The 21,709-nt window shown below is 32.0% G+C and carries 19 protein-coding genes; 3 read left to right on the top strand and 16 right to left on the bottom strand.

Annotated elements, in window-relative coordinates; translation table 11 throughout:
* Positions 1-10: 10 nt before the first annotated feature.
* From B3J31_RS14155 to B3J31_RS14105, 11 genes are all read right to left on the bottom strand, one after another.
* Positions 11-1,048, bottom strand: coding sequence for an NAD(P)-dependent alcohol dehydrogenase (locus B3J31_RS14155; protein WP_346868387.1), 1,038 nt, complete (start codon positions 1,046-1,048; stop codon positions 11-13).
* Between the two features lie 229 nt (positions 1,049-1,277).
* Positions 1,278-2,264, bottom strand: coding sequence for a substrate-binding domain-containing protein (locus tag B3J31_RS14150; RefSeq protein WP_150845176.1), 987 nt, complete (start codon positions 2,262-2,264; stop codon positions 1,278-1,280).
* A gap of 65 nt (positions 2,265-2,329) precedes the next feature.
* The gene (locus B3J31_RS14145) at positions 2,330-3,346 is read right to left on the bottom strand and encodes an ABC transporter permease (RefSeq protein ID WP_414632087.1); all 1,017 of its coding nucleotides are present in this window, start codon (positions 3,344-3,346) and stop codon (positions 2,330-2,332) included.
* A gap of 13 nt (positions 3,347-3,359) precedes the next feature.
* On the bottom strand, positions 3,360-4,856 hold the full coding sequence (locus B3J31_RS14140; RefSeq protein WP_150845178.1) for an ATP-binding cassette domain-containing protein: 1,497 nt from the start codon (positions 4,854-4,856) through the stop codon (positions 3,360-3,362).
* A 259-nt stretch (positions 4,857-5,115) separates the two neighbouring features.
* Positions 5,116-6,714: a response regulator transcription factor gene (locus tag B3J31_RS14135; RefSeq protein WP_346868389.1), complete on the bottom strand. Its 1,599-nt coding sequence runs from the start codon at positions 6,712-6,714 to the stop codon at positions 5,116-5,118.
* Complete coding sequence (locus B3J31_RS14130; protein ID WP_346874150.1) at positions 6,701-8,503, bottom strand: sensor histidine kinase; 1,803 nt, start codon at positions 8,501-8,503, stop codon at positions 6,701-6,703. Before B3J31_RS14130 ends, B3J31_RS14135 begins: the two co-directional genes overlap by 14 nt.
* The gene (locus B3J31_RS14125) at positions 8,500-10,047 is read right to left on the bottom strand and encodes an ABC transporter substrate-binding protein (protein WP_346874149.1); all 1,548 of its coding nucleotides are present in this window, start codon (positions 10,045-10,047) and stop codon (positions 8,500-8,502) included. Before B3J31_RS14125 ends, B3J31_RS14130 begins: the two co-directional genes overlap by 4 nt.
* A 148-nt stretch (positions 10,048-10,195) precedes the next feature.
* Complete coding sequence (locus tag B3J31_RS14120) at positions 10,196-10,432, bottom strand: hypothetical protein (RefSeq protein ID WP_150844996.1); 237 nt, start codon at positions 10,430-10,432, stop codon at positions 10,196-10,198.
* Positions 10,433-10,572: 140 nt separating this feature from the next.
* Positions 10,573-11,340: an ABC transporter ATP-binding protein gene (locus B3J31_RS14115; RefSeq protein WP_346868392.1), complete on the bottom strand. Its 768-nt coding sequence runs from the start codon at positions 11,338-11,340 to the stop codon at positions 10,573-10,575.
* On the bottom strand, positions 11,337-12,149 hold the full coding sequence (cbiQ, locus tag B3J31_RS14110) for a cobalt ECF transporter T component CbiQ (protein ID WP_150844994.1): 813 nt from the start codon (positions 12,147-12,149) through the stop codon (positions 11,337-11,339). Before cbiQ ends, B3J31_RS14115 begins: the two co-directional genes overlap by 4 nt.
* A 14-nt stretch (positions 12,150-12,163) precedes the next feature.
* Entirely contained in the window at positions 12,164-13,264 is a 1,101-nt protein-coding gene (locus tag B3J31_RS14105; protein ID WP_150844993.1) for an energy-coupling factor ABC transporter permease, read from the bottom strand.
* A 54-nt stretch (positions 13,265-13,318) separates the two neighbouring features.
* On the opposite strand from B3J31_RS14105, the gene B3J31_RS17030 reads away from it, so the two are divergent.
* Positions 13,319-13,471 (top strand): DUF3955 domain-containing protein, encoded by a 153-nt coding sequence (locus B3J31_RS17030; RefSeq protein WP_414632872.1) that lies wholly within the window; start codon positions 13,319-13,321, stop codon positions 13,469-13,471.
* Positions 13,472-13,611: 140 nt separating this feature from the next.
* Here B3J31_RS17030 and B3J31_RS14100 read toward each other — a convergent pair whose 3' ends face one another.
* The 3 genes from B3J31_RS14100 to hypB form a co-directional block, all read right to left on the bottom strand.
* Positions 13,612-14,598, bottom strand: a complete 987-nt coding sequence (locus B3J31_RS14100) for a DUF5692 family protein (RefSeq protein WP_346868393.1) — start codon at positions 14,596-14,598, stop codon at positions 13,612-13,614.
* 66 nt (positions 14,599-14,664) lie between these two features.
* Positions 14,665-17,343: an FAD-dependent oxidoreductase gene (locus tag B3J31_RS14095; protein ID WP_150844991.1), complete on the bottom strand. Its 2,679-nt coding sequence runs from the start codon at positions 17,341-17,343 to the stop codon at positions 14,665-14,667.
* A gap of 242 nt (positions 17,344-17,585) precedes the next feature.
* On the bottom strand, positions 17,586-18,257 hold the full coding sequence (gene hypB, locus B3J31_RS14090) for a hydrogenase nickel incorporation protein HypB (protein WP_150844990.1): 672 nt from the start codon (positions 18,255-18,257) through the stop codon (positions 17,586-17,588).
* Positions 18,258-18,524: 267 nt separating this feature from the next.
* On the opposite strand from hypB, the gene B3J31_RS14085 reads away from it, so the two are divergent.
* Entirely contained in the window at positions 18,525-19,133 is a 609-nt protein-coding gene (locus B3J31_RS14085) for a TetR/AcrR family transcriptional regulator (protein ID WP_346868394.1), read from the top strand.
* A gap of 88 nt (positions 19,134-19,221) precedes the next feature.
* Here the strand turns inward: B3J31_RS14085 and B3J31_RS14080 are convergent, their stop codons facing one another.
* Positions 19,222-19,755 carry a GNAT family N-acetyltransferase gene (locus B3J31_RS14080; protein ID WP_346868395.1) on the bottom strand — a complete coding sequence of 178 codons (534 nt, stop codon included), beginning with the start codon at positions 19,753-19,755 and terminating at the stop codon, positions 19,222-19,224.
* A gap of 77 nt (positions 19,756-19,832) precedes the next feature.
* Positions 19,833-20,015, bottom strand: coding sequence for a hypothetical protein (locus B3J31_RS14075; RefSeq protein ID WP_346874148.1), 183 nt, complete (start codon positions 20,013-20,015; stop codon positions 19,833-19,835).
* A 314-nt stretch (positions 20,016-20,329) separates the two neighbouring features.
* On the opposite strand from B3J31_RS14075, the gene sstT reads away from it, so the two are divergent.
* The gene (gene sstT / locus B3J31_RS14070) at positions 20,330-21,562 is read left to right on the top strand and encodes a serine/threonine transporter SstT (protein ID WP_150844987.1); all 1,233 of its coding nucleotides are present in this window, start codon (positions 20,330-20,332) and stop codon (positions 21,560-21,562) included.
* The last annotated feature ends 147 nt before the right edge of the window (positions 21,563-21,709 follow it).

Here is a 21,709-nt window from a genome sequence, read left to right as displayed (position 1 = left end):
ATCAAAATTATTAAAGCTTAATAACTGCCTTTACTACATCATTTTTATTTTCTATAACATAGTCAAAGGCTTCCTTTGTGTCACTAAAATCAAATTCATGGGTAACTATTCCATTAACATCAATTTTCCCATCAGAAATTGCTCCTATAGCTGCTGGATATATGTTTCTATATCTAAATACGCTTTTTATTTCAACCTCTTTAGTCATAATTTGCATAAAATCAAACTCAATTATATCCTTTGGTGCAAGTCCTACTAATACAATAGCTCCACCCCTTTTTACTAAGTAAGGTGTCTGCTTTATTGTATGTTCAGATCCTGCTGTTTCAATAACCACATTTGCACCAGCATTGTTTGTAATCTCATTTATTACAGCTAGTACATCTTGATTTTTAGCATTTATAACTTTAGTTGCACCTAATTTTAGGGCATAATCTAATCTCTTATCTATAACATCTACAACAATAACATTTGTAGCACCATATGCCTTACAAGCTAATAAAGTTACTAGACCTATACATCCTACACCTAAAACTACAACTGTATCCCCTAATTTTACATTTCCTTGTGATACAGCATGTAATCCTACTGCTAAAGGTTCAACTAAAGCACCCTCCTTAGTTGATACATTGTCTGGTAGTTTAAAACACATATTTTCTGGATATGTTATATAATTCATTAAAGAACCATGATATGGTGGTGTTGCTAAGAACTCAACCTCTGGACACAGGTTATACTTACCGCTTTTACAAAACTCACATTGACCACAAGTTTGACCTGGCTCTAATGCAACCCTATCTCCAACTTTTAAATTTTTAACTCCAGGACCTACTTGAACTATTTCTCCAGCACATTCATGACCTAAAATAAAATCTCCATCTACTATGAAGTCTCCTATTCTACCATGCTCATAATAATGTACATCTGAACCACATATTCCTACATATTCTAATTTTATAAGTACTTCTTTATCCTTTGGAACTGAAACTTCAATATCTCTTGTTTCCATATTATGAGTTCCACACATATATACTGCCTTGTTTATCATCTTTATTCCTCCTAAAGTCATCTTAAAATAAATAATAAGTCAAAGATAGGAAGTATATTTTGAGTTAGACAAGGAAACAGGTTCCAAAGATAGTAGCACTATCTACGGGTTCTGTTGACGTAGTATAACACAAAATAGACGAGGATTCTGGCTTATTTTTTTTTGAAGATGCCTAAATTAATTTCAACTATAGACCTTGCACAAAACTGTACAAGGTCTACCTTTTTTGTTAGTCTATATTACCTGCTTTTTTATGAATTTCTATAAACTCATCAGCGTTATCCTTTGTGATTAATGGACAATCTACCATTATAGTATCACGCTCTACTTTACCAGTCATAACATCATATGTTAGCTTAACAGCTTTTTCTGCAAGCTCGTAAGCACTTTGAAGAGTAGTTGATGTCATTTCCCCATTTTTTATAGCTAAACAAGCTTCTGCTGTTCCATCAACACCATAAGATAATATATTTGTCTTTCCTGCTGCTTTAGCTGCTTCAAGAGCTCCTACACACATGTTATCATTCATAGATATTATTGCATCAATTTCTCCATGAGTTTGAATCCAGTCTTCCATTAATCTCATCGCTTCATCTTTATTCCAATTTGCGATTTGCTCATCTAAGATTTTAACGTCTGGTCTCTTTGCAAAGAATTCTTTTTCCCATCCTTCACGTCTCTTATCAGAGTGCATATTACCTGCTGGTCCCATAAGAACTACAACTTTTCCATTTTGAGGAACTTGCTCTAAAGCAAGTTTTGCATTTTTAGCAGCTTGATCAACTGGGTCTGCATCTACTGCCGCTGCTCTATCATTATCATTAATACGGTTGTTTACTGTAATAACCTTAACTCCTTTATCCATAGCTGTCATAGCTGGTGCTACTTGTGCTTCAGAATCAAATGGTTGAAGAAGAATTGCATCATATTTCTTTGTAACCGCATTCTCAATATGAGATGCTATAACTTCATTCTTGCTATCTCCATCAAATATATCTACCTCTACATCCTTATAGTTTGCAGCTACTTCATCCTTTACTGCATTTGCAAGCCAAGCAGCAAAAGAATCTCCTTGTGCTCTTGCAATATATGCAACTTTATAAGTCTTTTCACCTTCTGCAGCTGGTTCCTCCTTTGATGTATTAGTACATCCCACAGTAAGTGATAATGCTAATAAGGATGACATAGCTAAAGCTAATATTTTCTTTGTTTTCATATCAATTTCTCCCCCTAATAATATTATTTTTATTATATTTTGATTTTTACTTAACTTGATTTAATCTAAACAGAACTTCCTTCGGTTTCTACTAGGGTTTTGTCTTTATTTTTATCAGCAATACTACCTAGTTTTCTGCTTTCTCTTTTGTTCTTAGATTTTATATCGTAAATTACTGCAAATGCAATAATTACTCCCTTTACTACTTGTTGCATATAAGATTGTATTCCTACTAGGTTCATTATATTGTTTAAGAATCCCATAATGAATGCTCCTGCAAGGGTTCCACCTGCAGTTCCAATTCCACCAGTAAAGCTTGTTCCACCAATTATTGCAGCTGTCATTCCTTCAAATTCTGCTCCTATACCAGCATTAGGAAGTCCAGCATTAACACGAGACATAAATAACACACCTGCGATTCCAACAAATATACCATTTATGAGATAAGCCTTCATCTTAGTTTTATTTACATCTATTCCTGAAGCTCTTGAAGCCTCTTCACTACCACCTACAGCATAAACACATCTACCTAGCTTTGTATGTTTTAGGATGTACCAAGTTAAAAGAGTAATTCCAGTCATGAATATTACAGGAATAGGAATAAATCCTATAGAGTTTTGTCCTAGTACAATAAAGTCTCCTATTTGATAAATATTTTGACCATTAGTAAACAATAAAGCTGCACCTCTTGCTACAGTTTGCATAGCTAATGTGGCAATAAATGGAGGTGCTTTAAACTTAGTTACCATTATCCCATTGATAAAGTTACATATAACACCTACAAGTACTCCAACTAGCACTGCTATTTCCAAAGAACCTGTAGCCTTAAAGGCTGCAACAGAAAGCAGACCTGATAAAGCCAGAACTGAACCTGCTGATAAATCTATAAGTCCACATATAATTAAAATTGTTTCACCAAAAGCAATAATAGTTGTTATTGATATTTGTCTTGATATATTTGTTAAGTTTTCTCCTGATAAAAATACAGGACTGATTAAAGAACATGCCATAAACATAGCAAGTAATACAACGTAAATACTATATTTACTTGAGGTTCTTGACCATTTATGTCTAATATCTATCATCTTCATCCTTCTATTCCCCCCTTGTAGCTAACTTCATAATAGCTTCTTGTGTAGCCTTTTCTCTATCTATCTCTCCAGTAATTTTTCCAGATGCCATAACATAGATTCTATCGCACATACCTATGAGCTCTGGTAATTCAGAACTTATTATTATTACTGCTCTATTTTCTTTTGCAAGTTCTGTAATAAGTTTATATATTTCGTACTTTGCTCCTACATCGATTCCCCTTGTTGGCTCATCAAGTATAAGAACATCTGGATTTCTAAGCATCCACTTTGCAAATATTACCTTCTGTTGATTTCCTCCGCTTAGAGAATCAATAGAGGTTTCTAAATTAGGACATTTCACCTTCATTCTTTCACATATATTTGATACACTACTAATCTCTTTTTTACTATGTAGATGACCCTTATAAAAGAATTTCTCTAAATTAGATATGGATACATTTTCAGTTATACTTCTAATTCCTACTATTCCATATCTCTTACGATCTTCTGATAGCATAACTATTCCATTATTAATACTATCTTTTACATTTTTTATTTTTATTTCCTTACCCTTAACTTTAATCTCACCTGATAGGTATGGGTCTAGTCCAAATATTGTTCTAGCCACTTCACTTCTACCTGCTCCCATAAGACCTGCAAAACCTACAATTTCTCCTCTTTTCACATGGAAATTAATATCCTCAAAGTGTTTTCCATCAGTTAGTTCTTTAACCTCTAACATGGTTTCTCTGATTTTAATATCTTCCTTAGGATATGCATTGGTAATTTTACGGCCTACCATAAGAGAAATAACCTTGTCTATATCTAACTCACTAGCTGGCTTAGTATCAATAACAACACCATCTCTTATAACTGTTATTTCATCAGCTATTTTAAAGATTTCTTCCATCTTATGAGATATGTATATTATACTTACACCCTTACTTTTTAATTCAGCAATCTTATCAAAGAGAATTCCTACCTCTTTTCTAGTAATTGCAGATGTAGGTTCATCCATGATAATAACCTGTGAATTATAAGACATAGCCTTTAGAATCTCTAGCATTTGTATATCTGATACTGTAAGATCCTTAAATTGTGTTGTTGGCGAATAGGGTAAATTTTCTTGTTTTAAAAGTTCTTCAGTATCTTTTCTAATCTTCTTCCAATTAATTTTCCCTAATTTATTTACAGGCTCTCTTCCTAAAAATATACTTTCTTCAATAGTAATCTCAGGTATATAATTCAGCTCTTGAAATATCATAGATATACCATGCTTACGAGCTTCAATAGGATTCTGTATCTTAACTTCTTTTCCATCTATATGAATACTTCCACCATCAGGCTGATATATACCATTTATTATCTTCATAAGTGTAGACTTACCAGCTCCATTTTCTCCACAAAGCACATGAACCGTTCCCTTTTTAACAGAAAAACTTACATTTGCTAAGGCAGTTACTCCTGGGAAAAATTTCTGTATACCTTTTAATTCTAGCTTTGGTATATTGCTCTCCACCTTTATCCCCCCTTGTAAACTTTTAATTTCACTCTATGGCATAATTATAATAAAAAAATTATTAACCTATAATGGAAAATAACCTTAGTTTTGTGCAAATTATTCTCGCCTAATTTTTCACAAAGTTCTTTGTGTAATATATTAATATATTTGTGCAACACAATTATATATATTTCTACATTTTTTTCATTAATCTTAATTTTGTATAAAAAAAATACTACTTAACATAGTTAAATAGTATTAATGTGCTACACTTTATCTATTTTTGTATGGTATCTTTATATTGACCTACAGTTAATCCTGTTACTTTTTTAAAAGTCTTATAAAAATACTGTTGATCTGTAAATCCCACCCTTTGATAAATAACTTTCATACTGTCTTCACCTTTATTAATCATTTCCTTCGCTTTTTCTATACGCAGATTAATAATATAAGAAGAAATATTTATTCCTGTCTCTTTTTTAAATAAAAATGATAGGTATTGTTTAGATAGATTAATATGAGTAGCGATATCTTCTAGGGTAACTTTACTTGAATAATTTTTTTCAATGTACTCCACAACTTTATTTATAATATATTTAGAATTCTGATCATCCCTTATTCTTAGAACTAACTGACATATTTCCTCTAAAAATTTACACATTAGTTTTGATATAAACATAATTCTTGTAGAATCCATAATTTTATTGTAATAACCCTGATATAAGGAATCATAATCATTACCTTGAAAATATTCTTCATACCTTTCTAATATACTAACAATAATATTACAATACATAAGCTTACATGTTAATTCTGATATTTTACAACCATTTATTTTCTTTTCTATACTCTCTATATGCCTTTTTCCACCCTCTAGATTTCCTTCTTCTATAAAGTTAATAAGAATACTCTTAGATTGTTTTTCGAATTTCAGCATATTTATATCCTTCAATTCTTTATTTTCTCTAGTTTCCACCACAGAACCCAAAGGCAAATAGAATATATCTTTTGATCTTTCTACATATTCCTTAAAATAATTTGGGAATTCTCTAATCTCACTAAATATAGGTGTATATATTACATCTAACTTAATATTAAAATATTGAATTACAGTGGTTTTTATATATTTAATTACTTCTTGCACTTCACCATATTTAATATCTTCCTTGGATATAAAATATATAAGTCCATCCTCCTGTTCCTTCAAAAGACATTGTATTTTTTCTTTAGAAAATATCCACGTTATAAGCTCTATCATAGCATTTTTCACATTTTCTCTTTCTTTAATGGAGGCAATAATATCATTAGCTTCAGGGAAGAAACCTAAAATAGAATATTTCCCTCCATAAATATTAAAGTCTACATGTTTAAACCCCTCAAAATCTACTTCATCAAAAGAACTTGAACCATCTATAAGATAATCTATAAGCTGATTTTTAGTCTTCATTAAGGTTTCACTAGCCTTGTCCTTACCTAGTGCATCCTTATCCATATTGTCTAAATTTCTTTTTACCTCTAGCATGGTACTTATAAGTTCCTCATCCTCTACCTCTGATTTAAGAATATAATTATTAGCTCCACATTTTAGAGCTTGTCTTACATTTGTAAAATCATCATAGCAGGTTAATACCAGTATTTGAGTTACGCTATCTTCTTTTCTTACTTCTTCAGTTAACCATAAACCATCCTTCTTAGGCATTTTTATATCTGTTATAATTACATCTGGGTTATATAGCTTATACATCTCATAGGCCTTTTCACCATTTGGAGCCTCACCTATAACTGTAAAGCCTATGCTATTCCAATCTATTGTGGATTTTAATCCTACTCTTACAAGAACCTCATCATCTACAATTAAAACCTTATAAACTTTCATCACCCTCTTTATCTACTAAAAAGTCACCAGTAGTTTTCCTCATTATACTCCTAGGAATGGTCACCTTAACATAGGTACCTATTTCACTTCTATTTCCTATTTTAATTCCATATTCTTCACCACAATAAAGCTTTATTCTTTCATTAACATTGTTTAATCCAACTTTACTAAATTTATTTACATCCTTTTCTTTAGTAAAGATTTTTTCTAAATCCTCTTCACTAATACCAGGTCCATTATCTTCTACAAGAATAATTAAGTTTTCACTTTCTATACATGCCTCTATAGATATTTCCAATGGTTTCTCTTCTTCATCTTCCCTAATTCCATATATCAAGGAATTCTCTACAATAGGCTGTAAAATTAGTTTAGGTATTGAGCAATTAAGACAGCCTTCATGAATATTATAAATAATGTTAACTTTTTCATTGAATCTTAGATTTTGTATTTTAATATAATTCTTAACGTAATCTATCTCATCCTCTAAAGTAATCATTTCCTTTCCTAAGTTTATACTTACCCTTAGAAGTTTTATCAGTGAAGTTACTGCATTACTTACAGATTTATCCCCTTGTATCTTTGCCATCCACTTTATAGTATTTAAGGTATTATACAAGAAGTGTGGATTAATCTGAGCATGCAATGTCTCAAGTTCTAACTCTTTTTTTATTCTTTCTTCTTCTACTAACTTATCAACAACTTCATTCATCTTCCCTATCATATTATTAAAGCTGTTTCCAAGTTCCCCTAACTCGTCAATTCTATCTATATTTATACGCACATGCAAATCTCCATCTTCAGCCTTCTTCATCATATTTCTCATACTCACCATGGGTTTTGAAATTTGAGACGAAAAGAATAAACAAATTATTATAGTTATAACTACATAAATTATTACACCTATTAACATATATCGTTGCATATTTGTAATTTCTTTGTATAGATACTCTTTAGTTACTATCTTTACAATCTTCCAATCTGTTGATGTAATATTAGAGTATATACATACCTTTTCAACATTATCATCAGTAAACTCTATTGAACCCATATCTATATTAGATGATAGAACTTCTTTTGCATAATTTTTTTCTTCTATATTCTTTCCTATAATTTCTTTATTAGGATGGCTAATTATTTGACCCTTTTCATTACAAATAAATAATTCGCTATTCTCCTCTGTAATTAGACTTTTATAGGAATCCTCTAATATGGTTTCATCTACATCAATAAATATTGTTCCCATATCCTTTAAGCTATTTAAGTCTATTATCTTTCTTCCTAAAGTAAAATAATTCTTAGGAATTTCTCCCGATAATATCTTAACTCTAACAGGAATAGTATCAAACCAAACTAACTCACCATGAGTCTTATTGATATTATTAATATTAATTACCTGCTTCACATAGGTTTTGCTAGCCCCTACATTATAAATATTATGTTTAGTTGTAAGGTATATACTTTCCACCTCTTCATTTGTAGTACAAAAATTTCTCAGTATATTATTTAATTCCTCATGACTTTCAGTTGACGACCCTTTCAAACTTTCAATAAAATCTCTATTAGTAACAACCATGTCTGACAGGTCAGCAATGCTATCAATTATAAAATTAATATTGCTTCCTGCTTCATACACAGATTGTTTTGCAGATTCACTATACTTTGTAGTAATAATTGATTTCATCACATTGTTATAAATAATATATATAAATCCAATAGGTATAAATATTAGTAGAATAAAAATAACTAGCAATTTGTTTCTAAAGCTCTTTCTAATCCATGAAGTTCTCATTTTATCCCCGCTCTTAATTGTAGTAAACTCAACTCTTTAAAAATTTTATCTGCTACTACCTTAGGATCTAAATCATTCTTAACCATATCTCTTACATTATTAATAATTATTTGCTCTACAAAATAGAAATTACTAATCTTAGATCTAAAATATACATTCTCCTCTTTCCAGACCTCTAGTAGTGCAGGTAAGTGATTTAAATTACTTATTTCATTTGTATTACTTTTTACATTTTCTATAATATCTTGTACATCCTTGCTATTATATACAGATTTTCTCGGTGGCATGCTTCCACCTTCTGGTTCCCATAAAACCATACTTTGAGTCTGAGGTGCAGTTGCCCAAACTATAAATAACCAGGCAGCCTTCTTTTCAATTTCTGAAGCATTACTATTAATTCCTATTCCTGCTCCTCCATATATATTGGCACTTCTCACATTTCCATAGGGCAAGATGCTATAACCAACCTTACCTGCCACTTTAGATAAATTAGGATTTTCTACTACAGCTCCATTTTCATCCCAGTTTGCCATCATTGCAATTTCACCATTTTTAAAAGCTTCCGCAGTATCCGTCCAATTCCAATTAATACTATCTGGTGCACCAACTTCTACCATCTGCTTGTACATACTTAATCCATCTTCAAGGTTATTATTTTTAATTGAAACCATTTTTGGTTTTTCTACTCCTAATGTATTAACATAGGGATCATCAAAATAATCCCCTCCATAGGATTCAAGGACATTAGAAAAATCGCAATATACTGAATTATGTAATTGAGCCATTTGTGCACTTCCATATTTAACTTCTTCATCTGGAACATTTTCATCAATCCATTTTGAAACAATACAATACCTTTCCCAAGTAAAATCTTTCTGTCCTGGAGTCCAATCAAATCCATTTTCAGCCATAAACTGTTCTCTATACTTTTCGAAAATATCCTTTCTATAAAAGAAAATCATAGTTGTAGTATCAAAGGGTATGGCACATAACTTAGTTTTATCTCCAAAGTAGGATAAAATATTTACCTGATCATCAAAGAAATCCTCCATACCACCTGGTATATGAGGCATTCTAGGATCATTATTATATAAATTTAAATCCTCTAGATTATTATGAAACCTGTTAAGAGTTTGATATGGATCTACATAAACAAGTTGAAACTTTGCTCTTTCAGATATAAAATCGTTATTTATCTTATTTATCATTGTACTATAATCCATTGGTCTAATGTTTACTCTAATACCAGTTTTCTCAGTAAAATTTCTACACTCCCTAGAAAGAATATTAGCATTTATATTATTTTCTACTACAAAATTAAGGGTAGTACCTTGAAATTCTCTCCATTGAAATCCCTCTGGTGTTTCTATATTGGGTAATTCATTATCCCATGGATAAAAAGGCGCTTTAATTTTATTACTATTTAATTCATCATCTTTAGACCTAGCCATTATTATGTTTTCGCTATAAGTAGTTAAACAAAGCATCATTACAGTCATAATTACAATAAAAATATAAATTATTTTATTCCTAATAATAATCACCTTCCTCCTTTGTTTTTATATAAAATTCTATTCCATTTAGCTACATTATACATATTTAAATGATTAAATCACTATTTTTTCATTAAAATGCTACTCTATTAAAAAATACTAAAAAAAGAACCCTCATAATGAGAGTTCTCCAATGAACTTATTTTTCTTTTAATGATTCTGGTAATAATTCTTCAATCTTGTTTACAGGTATACCATTTCTGAATTTAACATCCATTCCACAAACTACAGCATAAAACCTAGCATATACCTGTTGAATTTCTTCAACTTCTGGTGAATCTGTTCGATATGAAAAATATAAATTAGTCAATTCAATGGCAACATCATATTCATTCCTTTGTATTGGTGTTGATTTCAACTTCATGTCTTCTTCCATCTAATCACCCCCTAATATTATTTTACATTAAATACCATGGTAATGCAACTAAGAATACTTTATGATGAATCTCAAAGTAAAGTTTATAAAAGTTAAAGCCGCTACTTAAAAACATAAGTAATGGCTATTTAATAAATATATTAAACTTTTATATTTTTTGAAGCTCCACAGATTGGACAATTTTGAAGTGAAAGAGGTATTTCTAATCCACAGTCATTTAGTAATTCCTCGTTATTTAAAATATCCACAGTGTTTCCGTCTGCAGCAATTTCACCTTCTTTTATCACGATAACCCTTTTACAAGTATCAAATACCATATCTAAATCATGACTAGTTATTATCTTTGTATGCTGAAAGCCTTTTAATAAATTGATTAATCTTCGTCTTGATTTAGGATCTAAAGCTGCTGTTGGCTCATCCATAACTAATACATCCGGTTCCATTGATAGAACCGATGCAATTGCAGCAGCTCGCTTTTCTCCACCTGATAATTTAAAGGGTGCCCTATCTTTCAAGTGAGATATTCCTACTAACTCTAAAGCCTTTGTAACTTTGATTTCAACCTCTTTTTCATCAAAGTTATAATTTCGTGGTCCAAAGGCCACATCATCATATACAGTTGTCATAAACAACTGATCATCAGGGTCTTGAAAAACCATTCCTAATCTCTGGCGTATCAAGGGTAATGTTTTTTTTGTTACATTCACATCTCCTATGGCCACCTCTCCGTTGTTTGGAAAGAGAACTCCCATCAAAAGCATCAATAGTGTGGACTTTCCTGCACCATTGGCACCAATAATTCCCACAGATTCACCATGTCGGATTGTGAATGATATATTTTTTACTGCTACATGTCCATCAGGATAAGAAAAATGCAATTTCCTTACCTCAAGTTTATGACAACTCATATACTTAATCCCCCCGTAATTAATGAACCTATAAGCATAGGTATATTATAAATTCTTGCTAAAATGAAAAATATGCTCCAACCTGTTAAATACGCAAAATCACTAAAGCTTAATTTTTCAATATGTCCTGTATTATACTCACCCGTAAAGCCTCTCATATTCATAGATTGATACACCCGCTGTGCCCTATCAAATGTCCTAAGTATCAACTGTCCTGCAAAAGAACCCCAAACATTTCTATGTATTCCCTTTTGTCCAGGCGCCCTAAGGAAATATGCTCTCATCATTCTAGAAACCTCTTCTATCAGCACAGATATATATCTATATGTTAATAATAACTGTAATACAAAGATTTTAGGAACTTTCAGCATACGCAATGCTACAGCCAATTTATCCATTCCTGTAGTTGCAATTAATAAAATACTAACAGTCACCGTTAACCCACCTTTTATGAAAATAGATAAAAATGTTACCCATCCTCTTGAAATAACAATACCTCCTAGAGCCATTGTATGATGATTAAATAAGGGGTTTAATATACCAATTCCAATAATAAAAGGCTCTACAAGTAATAGTCTTTTAAGGATTGGAACAACTGGCAGCTCTGCTAACACAAAAATAACCACAGGATAGAAAACAAAAGACAAAAGACTACTAATTTCATATCTTCCAAATGATACAACTACAGTTAGATAAACAATTGTAGTTAATAACTTTGTAATGGGATGAAGCCTATGTATTGTGGTTTCTTTCCCTGCTAAATCATCTAGAAGTCTCATATTATAAAGAGAATTTATTACTTTTGCCATGTAAAATCAAATCCTTATTGTAGAATTTTACTGGTGGTTTCATTACCACCTAGCTTATTTTTATTATTATACTTTTCTTTTCTTTTTTTAACTAAGCTGATAACAAATCCTGTGAATGCTGCCAGTGCAAGTGTCAATACTCCACCAACAATACCCGAAACACTTGTTCCAGCACTAACTGCAGGCCATTGCTCTTCAACTGCTACAGCTGTTTTTTCTTCACTTTTATCTTCCTTTGCCTTAAAACTGTAATCAGGCAAAAAAGCTGTCTTACTTTGTATTTCTGATAATGTATTATGAATTCCATCTGGTGTTTCAAGTTCTGCTGTTCCTGAAGTTTTTTCCATAGCCCATTCCAATCCATCAGGATTTGAAGATGCAAACCATGAAAGCGCTCCGCCAACTAAAACTACTCCAATTGCCAAGCTAGTAAGTATCTTTTTCATAGATATATTACCAAGAGCTTCTCCTTTACCTACCTTTTCTAGAATTTCCGGTCTAGCCTTCCATACAAAAGTAACAATTGCTGAAGTAACAAACCCTTCTGCTACTCCGATTGCTAGATGTATTGGTTGCATTAACAATAAAAAGGTTCCAAAAGGCAATTCAGTCTTTCCCGACATAAGAGTTTGAAGTACAACGCTAAAAGCTCCTATTTGAAGACCAACTATAGTAGATGCCATTGAGGCGCTAAAGATCTTCTTAGTAGTAATCCCTTTACGTGTAAACCATTTGTAAATTAAAGGGTATGCTATAAAACAAGTATAAAATCCAAGGTTAAATACATTGCAACCATAGGCAAGTAACCCACCATCTCCAAAGAACAGTGCTTGAATTAACAAAATAGAAGCCATAGTTAAGAATCCCGCGTAGGGTCCTAATAATATTGCAAGTAGTATTCCTCCTCCAATGTGTCCACTAGAACCAGTACCAGGGATTGAAAAATTAATCATTTGTGCGGCAAAAACAAAGGCTCCCATTACCCCCATTAAGGGAATTTTCTTTTCATCCATATCATTCTGTATTTTTTTAATTGAATAAGCTGTAATTCCAGTAGTAGCTGCCAACATAGTTCCTCCCACCACTGGTGAAATCAAAGCATCAGCCATGTGCATAATATCCACTCCTCTACAAAATAAAATGCCCCAAAAAGTCAAGCATTTAAAACCATCTATTTTATCTCCTCAGCTGTAAATCGAAATGCAACTCTATCTGAACCATTCTTTCTTATACCAATAGGATTTTTATTTGCTGGCATAGCTATTATATCAGCAATAATAATTTATGTAGTATCTAGATTTGTAAACAACAATAACCAATAGGTATATAATCAATTATTTTCAACTAATAGATACGTATTAGAACTTAATTATTGTATATTGTATTATCTTAATAGTTCTAGATAGCAAAAATAGGCCTATAGGCCTATTTTTTGCCTTCTATAATCATAATATATATTGCTTTACATCATCATTTTAATTTCTTTAAACTCATCAAGGTCAGTATAAAGTTCTCCCTTGTATGGATTTCTCTTAGTTTTCCTTATTTTATATATCATATAAACAAATACAGCTATATTACTTGCAAGAGCTATAGCTCCTAAAATTGTATAAATAGTAGTATTGTAAGTTGATTTAACTACAAACATTCCTGTGTCCTGGAAATTTGGAAAAGTTTGAGCAAACATGCACCATACAGCTAAGGTCTGAGCTCTATGCTGTAGCCAAGCACCCTTTCCAACAGTAAATGCACAAAGAGTTGGTGCAATGAGTAATGCTAAGCCTGCATACCAAGAATGAGTAGGTATGCAATTATAAGTGTATACAAAATTCCATAAATCATATGCAATAATCCAGAACCAGAGCATATCAGGCCATAGCATATCCTTACTTTTGTCCTTTTTAGTTTGTTTTCTAATTACTATTCCAAACCAACCAGTTATAGCAATAATATTTAGTATACCAGCCGCTGCATTCATATAATTCCATGGACCACCCATTACACCTACTACTTCTCCCTCAATAGCTCCTGAATTTATCATCCAATAAGTGGATCCAACCTCAATATCTCTTGCCACTGCTTCTATAATGTTAATAGCTAGAATCAATGGTGGAAAGCATAGTGCAATTTTATTATCAGCGAGTCTCCAAACAATCTCACCAGTAATTTTATCCTTTTTCTCAATATGACGAATACACCAAAAGCCAATACATCCTGCTGTTGCAGAATAAACTTTAGCTAGATGGAACCAGTCAGTATAGGTAACATCCTTTAAAACAGTCATCCAAACAACTGTTAAAATAATTGGCAGAATAACAAAACTAAAAAATCCTGCCCACTTCTGTCTTCTAGAAAATTCATTGAATAGAAACAAACCTGCAAATACTACAAACCACATTCCCCATGCAGAAAACATTGTTGCTCCTTCAACATAATTAAATTCAAACATTTTATTCACCCTCTACCCCTATTTAAATTTAAAATTACTTTATAAAATCTTTTATAGTTAACTAAGTTATTTAAAAAGTTTCTTTACTTTTTTAGTTGTAATTTTCACTTTACGTTTAAGAATTTGCTTTATAACTACAGGTTTTAGATCCTCATAGGCTACACCCTCACCATCATATTTTCTTACAAGGGAAATAGCATCAAACTTACATTTAGTGGTACATTGACCACATCCTACACACAGGAATTCATCTACAACCGTTGCACCACAGCTAAGACAACGTTCTGTTTCTCTTTTTATCTGGTCTTCAGTAAATGTTTCGCGTAAGTCTTTAAAGGTTTTTCTTGATTTACTTCCATCTACATGACCTATGCTCTGTCTAGGAGTACTATCATATCCTTGAAGTTCTATATTTTCCTTATCTAATGCATGATACTCTTTTCTATCTCGACCAATAACCAAACTTTGTCCTGGCTGAACATAGCGATGAATTGAAATTGCACCTTCCTTACCTAAAGCAATAGCATCTATTGCAAACTTAGGTCCTGTTAATGCATCACCACCAGCAAAAACATCAGGTTCACCTGTCTGTAATGTAAATGGATCTGCTTTAATAGTATTATTTCTATTTAGTTCAATTTTGCTATCCGATAAAAGTTCTCCCCAATTCATTCCTTGACCTATTGAAAGTAGTACAGTGTCAGCCTTAACTATAATAGTGTTATTTTCATCATAAGATGGATTAAATCTTCCACTTTTATCAAATACAGAAATACATTTCTTGAATTCCACTCCTGTAGCACGACCATTTTCAACAATTACTCTCTTTGGTCCCCAAGAATTATTAATTTCAATATCCTCTGATAATGCTTCCTCAATTTCCTCTGGCAGTGCAGGCATTTGTTCACGACTTTCCAAACAGTACATTTTAACTTGTGTATTTCCAATTCTAGTAGCTGTTCTCGCCACATCTATAGCAACGTTACCACCGCCGATTACGATTACATTGCCTTCAAGTTTTAACTCCTTACCCAAGTTAACATCTCTCATAAAATCTATACCGGTTATAACATTTTCTACATCTTCACCTTCAATGCCAAGGTTCCTTCCCATACACGCACCAATTGCAATATAGAAGGCTTTATAACCTTGATCCCTTAATTCATTAAGACTTATATCTCTTCCAACCTCAACCCCTGTCTTAAATTCAACACCTAATTCTTTCAGTATGTCAATTTCAGCATTTATTACATCCTTTTCAAGTCTGAATGAAGGTATTCCTAAAGTTAACATTCCACCAAGAACCTTTTCTTTTTCAAACACAGTTACTTTATACCCATCAATGGCTAAGTAGTATGCACAACTAAGACCTGAAGGCCCTGCTCCCACAATAGCAATTTTTTTACCGTACTGGTGCTTACGTTTAGGCACATATCTATGATCAGTATTTAAATCTTGTTCAGCAATAAATTTTTTGATTTCATCAATAGCAACTGGATCGTCAATATCTCCCCTAGTACAATCTGTTTCACACTTTCTTGGGCAAATACGTCCACATACTGCAGGAAAGGGATTTTCTTGTTTGATAAGTTCAAGAGCTTCCCTATATCTTCCTTGAGAAGCAAGTTTAACATAACCTTGAACTGCAATATGAGCTGGACAATTGGTTTTACAAGGACTTGTACCTGTATCAACTACATCTTTTCTATTGGTTCTATAATCAGGATTCCATTTATCTGGACCCCATTCAGTATCTCGTGGAGTATCAATTCTCTTTATCTCAGTAGTTACTGGTGTTTTTGAACATAACTTTTGCCCCAATTGTAGTGCATTAACAGGACAATTCTGAACGCACTCTCCACAGGCAACACACTTTTCTTTGTCCACTTTAGAAACATAGTTTGAACGTACCATGTCAGCGTTAATAAACATACTAGCAGTTCTTAAAGCCAGACAAGAACATCCACAGCAATTACAAATAGCATGAGTTTTACCAGAACCATCTAAGTTAGGTATTTGATGCATTAAACCGTTTTCTTCTGCTCTCTTAATAATTTCAAAAGCTTCTTCACGAGTAATCTGTCTACCTCTCTTCGTACGTATATAGTATTCTGCTGCGTGACCCATCTGAATGCACATATCTTCCTTAAGATGACCACAGCCTTCTCCCATAGCTTCTCTTGCTGTACGGCATGAACAATCAGCAACTGAGAAAATATCATTATCATTGAGATACTTAGAAACTTCCTCATAGGATGCTCTTCTAGTTTCACCTTCAATGGCATGTTCTATAGGTATAACACGCATAAGACCTACTCCTACAGGAAAACTTCCTGCTGTCTTAGGTCCTCTTACTCTTCCATAAGCTTCAAAAGCCCTAGGAATCTGAGGATACTTTTTAACGTTCTCCTTATTGTTAACCATCATTTCCATGATACCTGGAACCCAGGTCTCATACCAAAATGTATCTATCCCATCAATTTCATTTACAAAACAAACCCCTGCATCTGCTAGTTCTAACAAAAGTTCTGTTGTTCTCTCTACAGATTTGCCACATAAAGGAGCAACATCTTTAGCCGTAACCTTTTTACGTATTTCCATACAAAGTACCACTTCTGCCATTTCTTCTGAAACAACAGGTTCAAGAATCATATACTCGGGATCTGTAGCTTTGATTTCATTTTTCGAGCCACGTTTCTTATTACTGATGTGATTTGCAAGATCAAGTACCTTTTCCTTGACCATATAATATCCCTCCCCAAAATAATTATATGTCATCATAAACAAAACTATAAACACCAGTGTTTACAATGGATTGCAAAGATGGCAACACTCATTATTAGTATTAATTATATTAAAATAATCAGCACTTTTAGGTTTTATTAAGTTATTAAAACAAAAGTAACCGAAAGATGCTGATTATTATATATAGTCAAAATATTTTAAAGAAAGTTTATAATATTTTTAATGTTATGAATTATTTAAAGTTATTTATTTTTCCAATTATCTATTTGTCCACGTATCCAGTCAGCCCACTCTCCAATTCCCTCTCCAGTTTTAGCTGAAATTGGAATAACTTTAATATTTGGATTCAGTTTTTTTACCCTCTCTTTTACTGCCTCCATATCAAATTCAAAATAGTCCGCCGCATCTATTTTGTTGACTAATAAAACATCAACTATTGAAAACATTAAAGGATATTTTAAAGGCTTGTCATCTCCTTCTGGTATGCTTAGAATCATAGCATTTTTTGATGCACCAGTGTCAAATTCCGCAGGACACACTAAGTTTCCAACATTCTCTAATATTGCAAAATCAATGTTATCTGTTCCAAGACCTTTTAAACCTTGTCTAGTCATATCAGCATCAAGATGACACATTCCTCCTGTATGCAGTTGAATTACTTTAACTCCAGTCTGTGAAACCTTGTGTGCATCCACATCTGAATCAATATCAGCTTCTAAAATACCAATGTTCATTTCATTTTGAAGAGCTTCAATTGTTCTTAAAACAGTTGTTGTTTTCCCTGAACCAGGTGATGACATAAGATTTAATAAAAAGACCCCATCTTTTTTCAATTCTTCTCTAAGTAGCTCAGCCTGACGATCATTGTTGTCAAAAACACTTTGCTTAATTTCTAAAACTTTAAATGCCTCCATGTAAACTCTCCCCCATTTCATATTTAATTTAAGTTACTTTATTGAAGTAGGTTACAATATATTATTACCAACCGTTCCACAATATAACATAACAGTTGTTATGTTTATAATATAATATGCACCTACCTTTGTCAATGAATTAACATTCTAAATAGTAAATATGTTATGAAAGTGCAGACTATTATGTCTTTAATATGATAGTCCTATGATACGTGAACCATGATGTTGTAAAAATATGATATACTATCATTAAATGGGGTGAATAAAATGAACGCTAATGAACCTAATGAAAAAAAGCAACATATTTTAGATGCTGCAATTAGTGTATTTATAGAAAATGGCTTTGAAGAAACAAGTATGCGTCAAATAGCCTCAGCTGCTGGGCTTACTACTGGTGCAATATATCATCATTTTAAGAATAAGGACGAGCTATTCTACCACGCAGTAAAGGAAGCTATGTACTTTGCTCAAAAACTTTCTGAAAAAGATGAAAGTAGTAATCTTAAAAGCACTGAAAATATGTTAAATGAAATTAGTAATAAAGTTAGAGAACGTATGTCTAAGGTTGATGAGCAACGCATTTTAGTTTTATTAATAGGCTACGTATTATCCAAAGGTGGCTCTCTTAGTGAAAGCCTTAAACAAGATTATAATGAAATAATAAACAAGGTAGCAGATATGTACTTCTACGCATTTGGTATCGAAAATAAAAACTGTAAAAAAAGTCTTGCTGCTATTTTAATAGCAGCTCTAGATGGTGTTGCAATGCAATATTCCCTAGGGGTTTTAAAACAGGAAGATCAAGAATTTAAAGACACCTTTGTGAGATTTTTTGCAGAAAGTATTCCTGCATTTATGGAAAAAAATAAATCCTAAGCTAAGTTACATAAAACAAGGATATTTGTAATTTTTACACAGTATCCTTGTTTTTTTATTGCTAAAACAAATAATATATGTGTGATTTTTATAATGAAAATTCTAATTGGTAATCCCTTGGATCATTTTCATATAGTTCTTTATTTATTTCCTCTACTTCTTTACAGCCTATTGAAAAATAAAATGCAATTGTTTCTTCAGCAGAACCTGCACAAATATAAATTTTATCTGCTTTCCACTCTCTTGCAACATTTGCAGAAAGCATAAATAAATTTTTTCCTATTCCTTTATTTCTACATTCTAAGGTTATGAAAAGTTGATCTAATAAAACGTAATTAAATTTTTCACCAAAAAATTCACGATTAACTGTTGAAAACCCCAGTAATTTATTATTATCATCAAAAGCAGCAATGGCACTTCCACCACTTAAGATAGTTTTTTTCAAATTTCTGAGATGATATTCATAGCCGTTTGGCCAATCACAATCTTGGTAATTTATTTCCACTAATTTACGTTTGCCATCCACATCTCTCCATGCTTTTCCTACATATTGAGATGGATTCATTTTGTTTATATACTTACATTCCTCTAATTCTAATTTTCTATATATAACATTTGCCATACTTCTACCTCCAAATACTCATGCAAAATAATCCTATTCTATAACACTTTCAACACCTTAGAAATTCTCTCTTACCACTAATTTTTTACAGTAACTTCACTTTTATATTTACTATTTAAATAATACACATATTCTAGTAAAAATCCAATAACTCTAACATCAGTAAAATCTGTATTCTCATTTAAATTTTTATTTTCAATGAATAATTTTAGAACTGTTATCCCAAAATAGTATAGAGATATGTGGTGGCATCTTTCCATAATGCTTGAAAAAATTTTTTTCTTGCATTTTAATGGATTTTATCAATATTAAAAATTATATTTACACACCCCATAAGTTAAGTGTTTATAGGACTTAAGATATATTTTCAAAACAAATTTTATTTTCAAATTGTTTATTATATAGGTTATTTATGTAAGGGTGACCATTAATTAATTGAAAATTCATTATGCTTTTCCACTTCACATTAGTGAAGATTCATGATAAACTTATTTTTACCAAAGAATTTCCTAGTAACAAATTTAAAGCCACAGAAACTTATTTTTTTTATTTAACGTTATAGGAGGAAAATATTATGAAGAATCTAATGAAGAAATGGAATGGATTAAGTTTAGTAAAACGTATAATCATAGGTTTAATCATAGGTATTATATTAGCCGTAACCATTCCTAATGTAGCAAAACCATTATCAATTTTTGGATCTTTATTTGTAGGTGCTTTAAAAGCAATTGCACCTATCCTAGTCTTATTTTTGGTAACCAGTGCTATTTCCCAACACAAAAGTGGTCATGAAACCAATATGAAAACCGTTATTATTCTTTATCTTTTAGGAACATTCTTCGCCGGACTAGTAGCTGTTATTGGAAGCTTTTTATTCCCGGTGACCCTAACCCTTGTAGCTGGGGTAGAAAACATTACTCCTCCTGGCGGTGTAGTAGAAGTTCTTAAAGCATTACTATTAAACCTAGTTGATAATCCAGTAAAAGCACTTTTTAACGCTAACTATATTGGTATATTAGCTTGGGCAGTAATTCTTGGTTTTGCCTTAAAAAATGCTGCAAGTTCTACAAAATTAATAATTTCCAATGTTTCTGATGCATTATCTCAAATGGTTGTATGGGTAATAAACTTTGCACCCTTAGGAATCATGGGACTTGTAGTTGATACTATCGTTACAAGTGGAATAGCTTCACTTCTTAGCTATGGAAAATTACTTTTACTTCTACTTGGAAGTATGGTTTTTGTAGCTCTTGTAGTAAATCCAATTATGGTGTACGTAGCTATTCGTCAAAATCCATACCCACTTGTATTTAAATGCTTAAAAGAAAGTGGAATTACAGCATTCTTTACACGTAGTTCTGCTGCTAATATTCCTGTAAATATGAGTTTATGTGAAGAACTTGGTTTAGACAAAGATACATATTCAGTATCAATTCCATTGGGCGCCACAATCAACATGGCTGGTGCAGCTATTACTATTTCTGTTTTAACTCTTGCAGCTGTTCATACTCTTGGTATCCAAGTAGATATTGGTACAGCAATAATTCTTAGTGTGCTTTCTGCGGTAAGTGCTTGTGGTGCTTCTGGAGTGGCTGGAGGTTCTCTATTACTTGTCCCTCTAGCATGTAGTTTATTTGGAGTCCCAAGTGACATTGCTATGCAAGTAGTTGGTGTAGGTTTTATCGTAGGTGTTATACAAGATTCTGCTGAAACTGCTCTTAACTCATCCACAGATGCACTTTTCACAGCAACAGCTGAATTTAGTAAGTGGCGTAAAGAAGGTAAAAAAATAAATATTTCTAAATAAAAATTAAATACTAGTGTAATTCTTATATTTATAAAGATAAAAGCCTCCTTAGATAGCTTTTAAACTATTCTAGGAGGCTTTAAACTATTATAATTACTTTAAAATTAGAATCTAATTTTGTATATCATGGATATACAAAAGGTGATG

This window comes from Clostridium sp. UBA5988, from assembly GCF_002435615.1.
GTDB classification, from domain to species: domain Bacteria; phylum Bacillota; class Clostridia; order Clostridiales; family Clostridiaceae; genus Clostridium_J; species Clostridium_J sulfidigenes.
The sequence above is the reverse complement of the archived record's forward strand: the minus strand, read 5'-3'. Positions and strand labels throughout refer to the sequence as shown.

Excerpts from the sequence above, each read along its gene's own strand:
- B3J31_RS14075 (WP_346874148.1), bottom strand. The coding sequence starts at position 20,015 with ATGGAAAGATGCCACCACATATCTCTATACTATTTTGGGATAACAGTT.
- B3J31_RS14115 (WP_346868392.1), bottom strand. The coding sequence starts at position 11,340 with ATGAGTTGTCATAAACTTGAGGTAAGGAAATTGCATTTTTCTTATCCT.
- B3J31_RS14080 (WP_346868395.1), bottom strand. The coding sequence starts at position 19,755 with ATGGCAAATGTTATATATAGAAAATTAGAATTAGAGGAATGTAAGTAT.
- B3J31_RS14130 (WP_346874150.1), bottom strand. The coding sequence starts at position 8,503 with ATGAGAACTTCATGGATTAGAAAGAGCTTTAGAAACAAATTGCTAGTT.
- B3J31_RS14085 (WP_346868394.1), top strand. The coding sequence starts at position 18,525 with ATGAACGCTAATGAACCTAATGAAAAAAAGCAACATATTTTAGATGCT.
- B3J31_RS14095 (WP_150844991.1), bottom strand. The coding sequence starts at position 17,343 with ATGGTCAAGGAAAAGGTACTTGATCTTGCAAATCACATCAGTAATAAG.
- hypB (WP_150844990.1), bottom strand. The coding sequence starts at position 18,257 with ATGGAGGCATTTAAAGTTTTAGAAATTAAGCAAAGTGTTTTTGACAAC.
- B3J31_RS14105 (WP_150844993.1), bottom strand. The coding sequence starts at position 13,264 with ATGCACATGGCTGATGCTTTGATTTCACCAGTGGTGGGAGGAACTATG.
- cbiQ (WP_150844994.1), bottom strand. The coding sequence starts at position 12,149 with ATGGCAAAAGTAATAAATTCTCTTTATAATATGAGACTTCTAGATGAT.
- B3J31_RS14100 (WP_346868393.1), bottom strand. The coding sequence starts at position 14,598 with ATGTTTGAATTTAATTATGTTGAAGGAGCAACAATGTTTTCTGCATGG.
- B3J31_RS14135 (WP_346868389.1), bottom strand. The coding sequence starts at position 6,714 with ATGAAAGTTTATAAGGTTTTAATTGTAGATGATGAGGTTCTTGTAAGA.
- B3J31_RS14155 (WP_346868387.1), bottom strand. The coding sequence starts at position 1,048 with ATGATAAACAAGGCAGTATATATGTGTGGAACTCATAATATGGAAACA.
- B3J31_RS14150 (WP_150845176.1), bottom strand. The coding sequence starts at position 2,264 with ATGAAAACAAAGAAAATATTAGCTTTAGCTATGTCATCCTTATTAGCA.
- sstT (WP_150844987.1), top strand. The coding sequence starts at position 20,330 with ATGAAGAATCTAATGAAGAAATGGAATGGATTAAGTTTAGTAAAACGT.
- B3J31_RS14120 (WP_150844996.1), bottom strand. The coding sequence starts at position 10,432 with ATGGAAGAAGACATGAAGTTGAAATCAACACCAATACAAAGGAATGAA.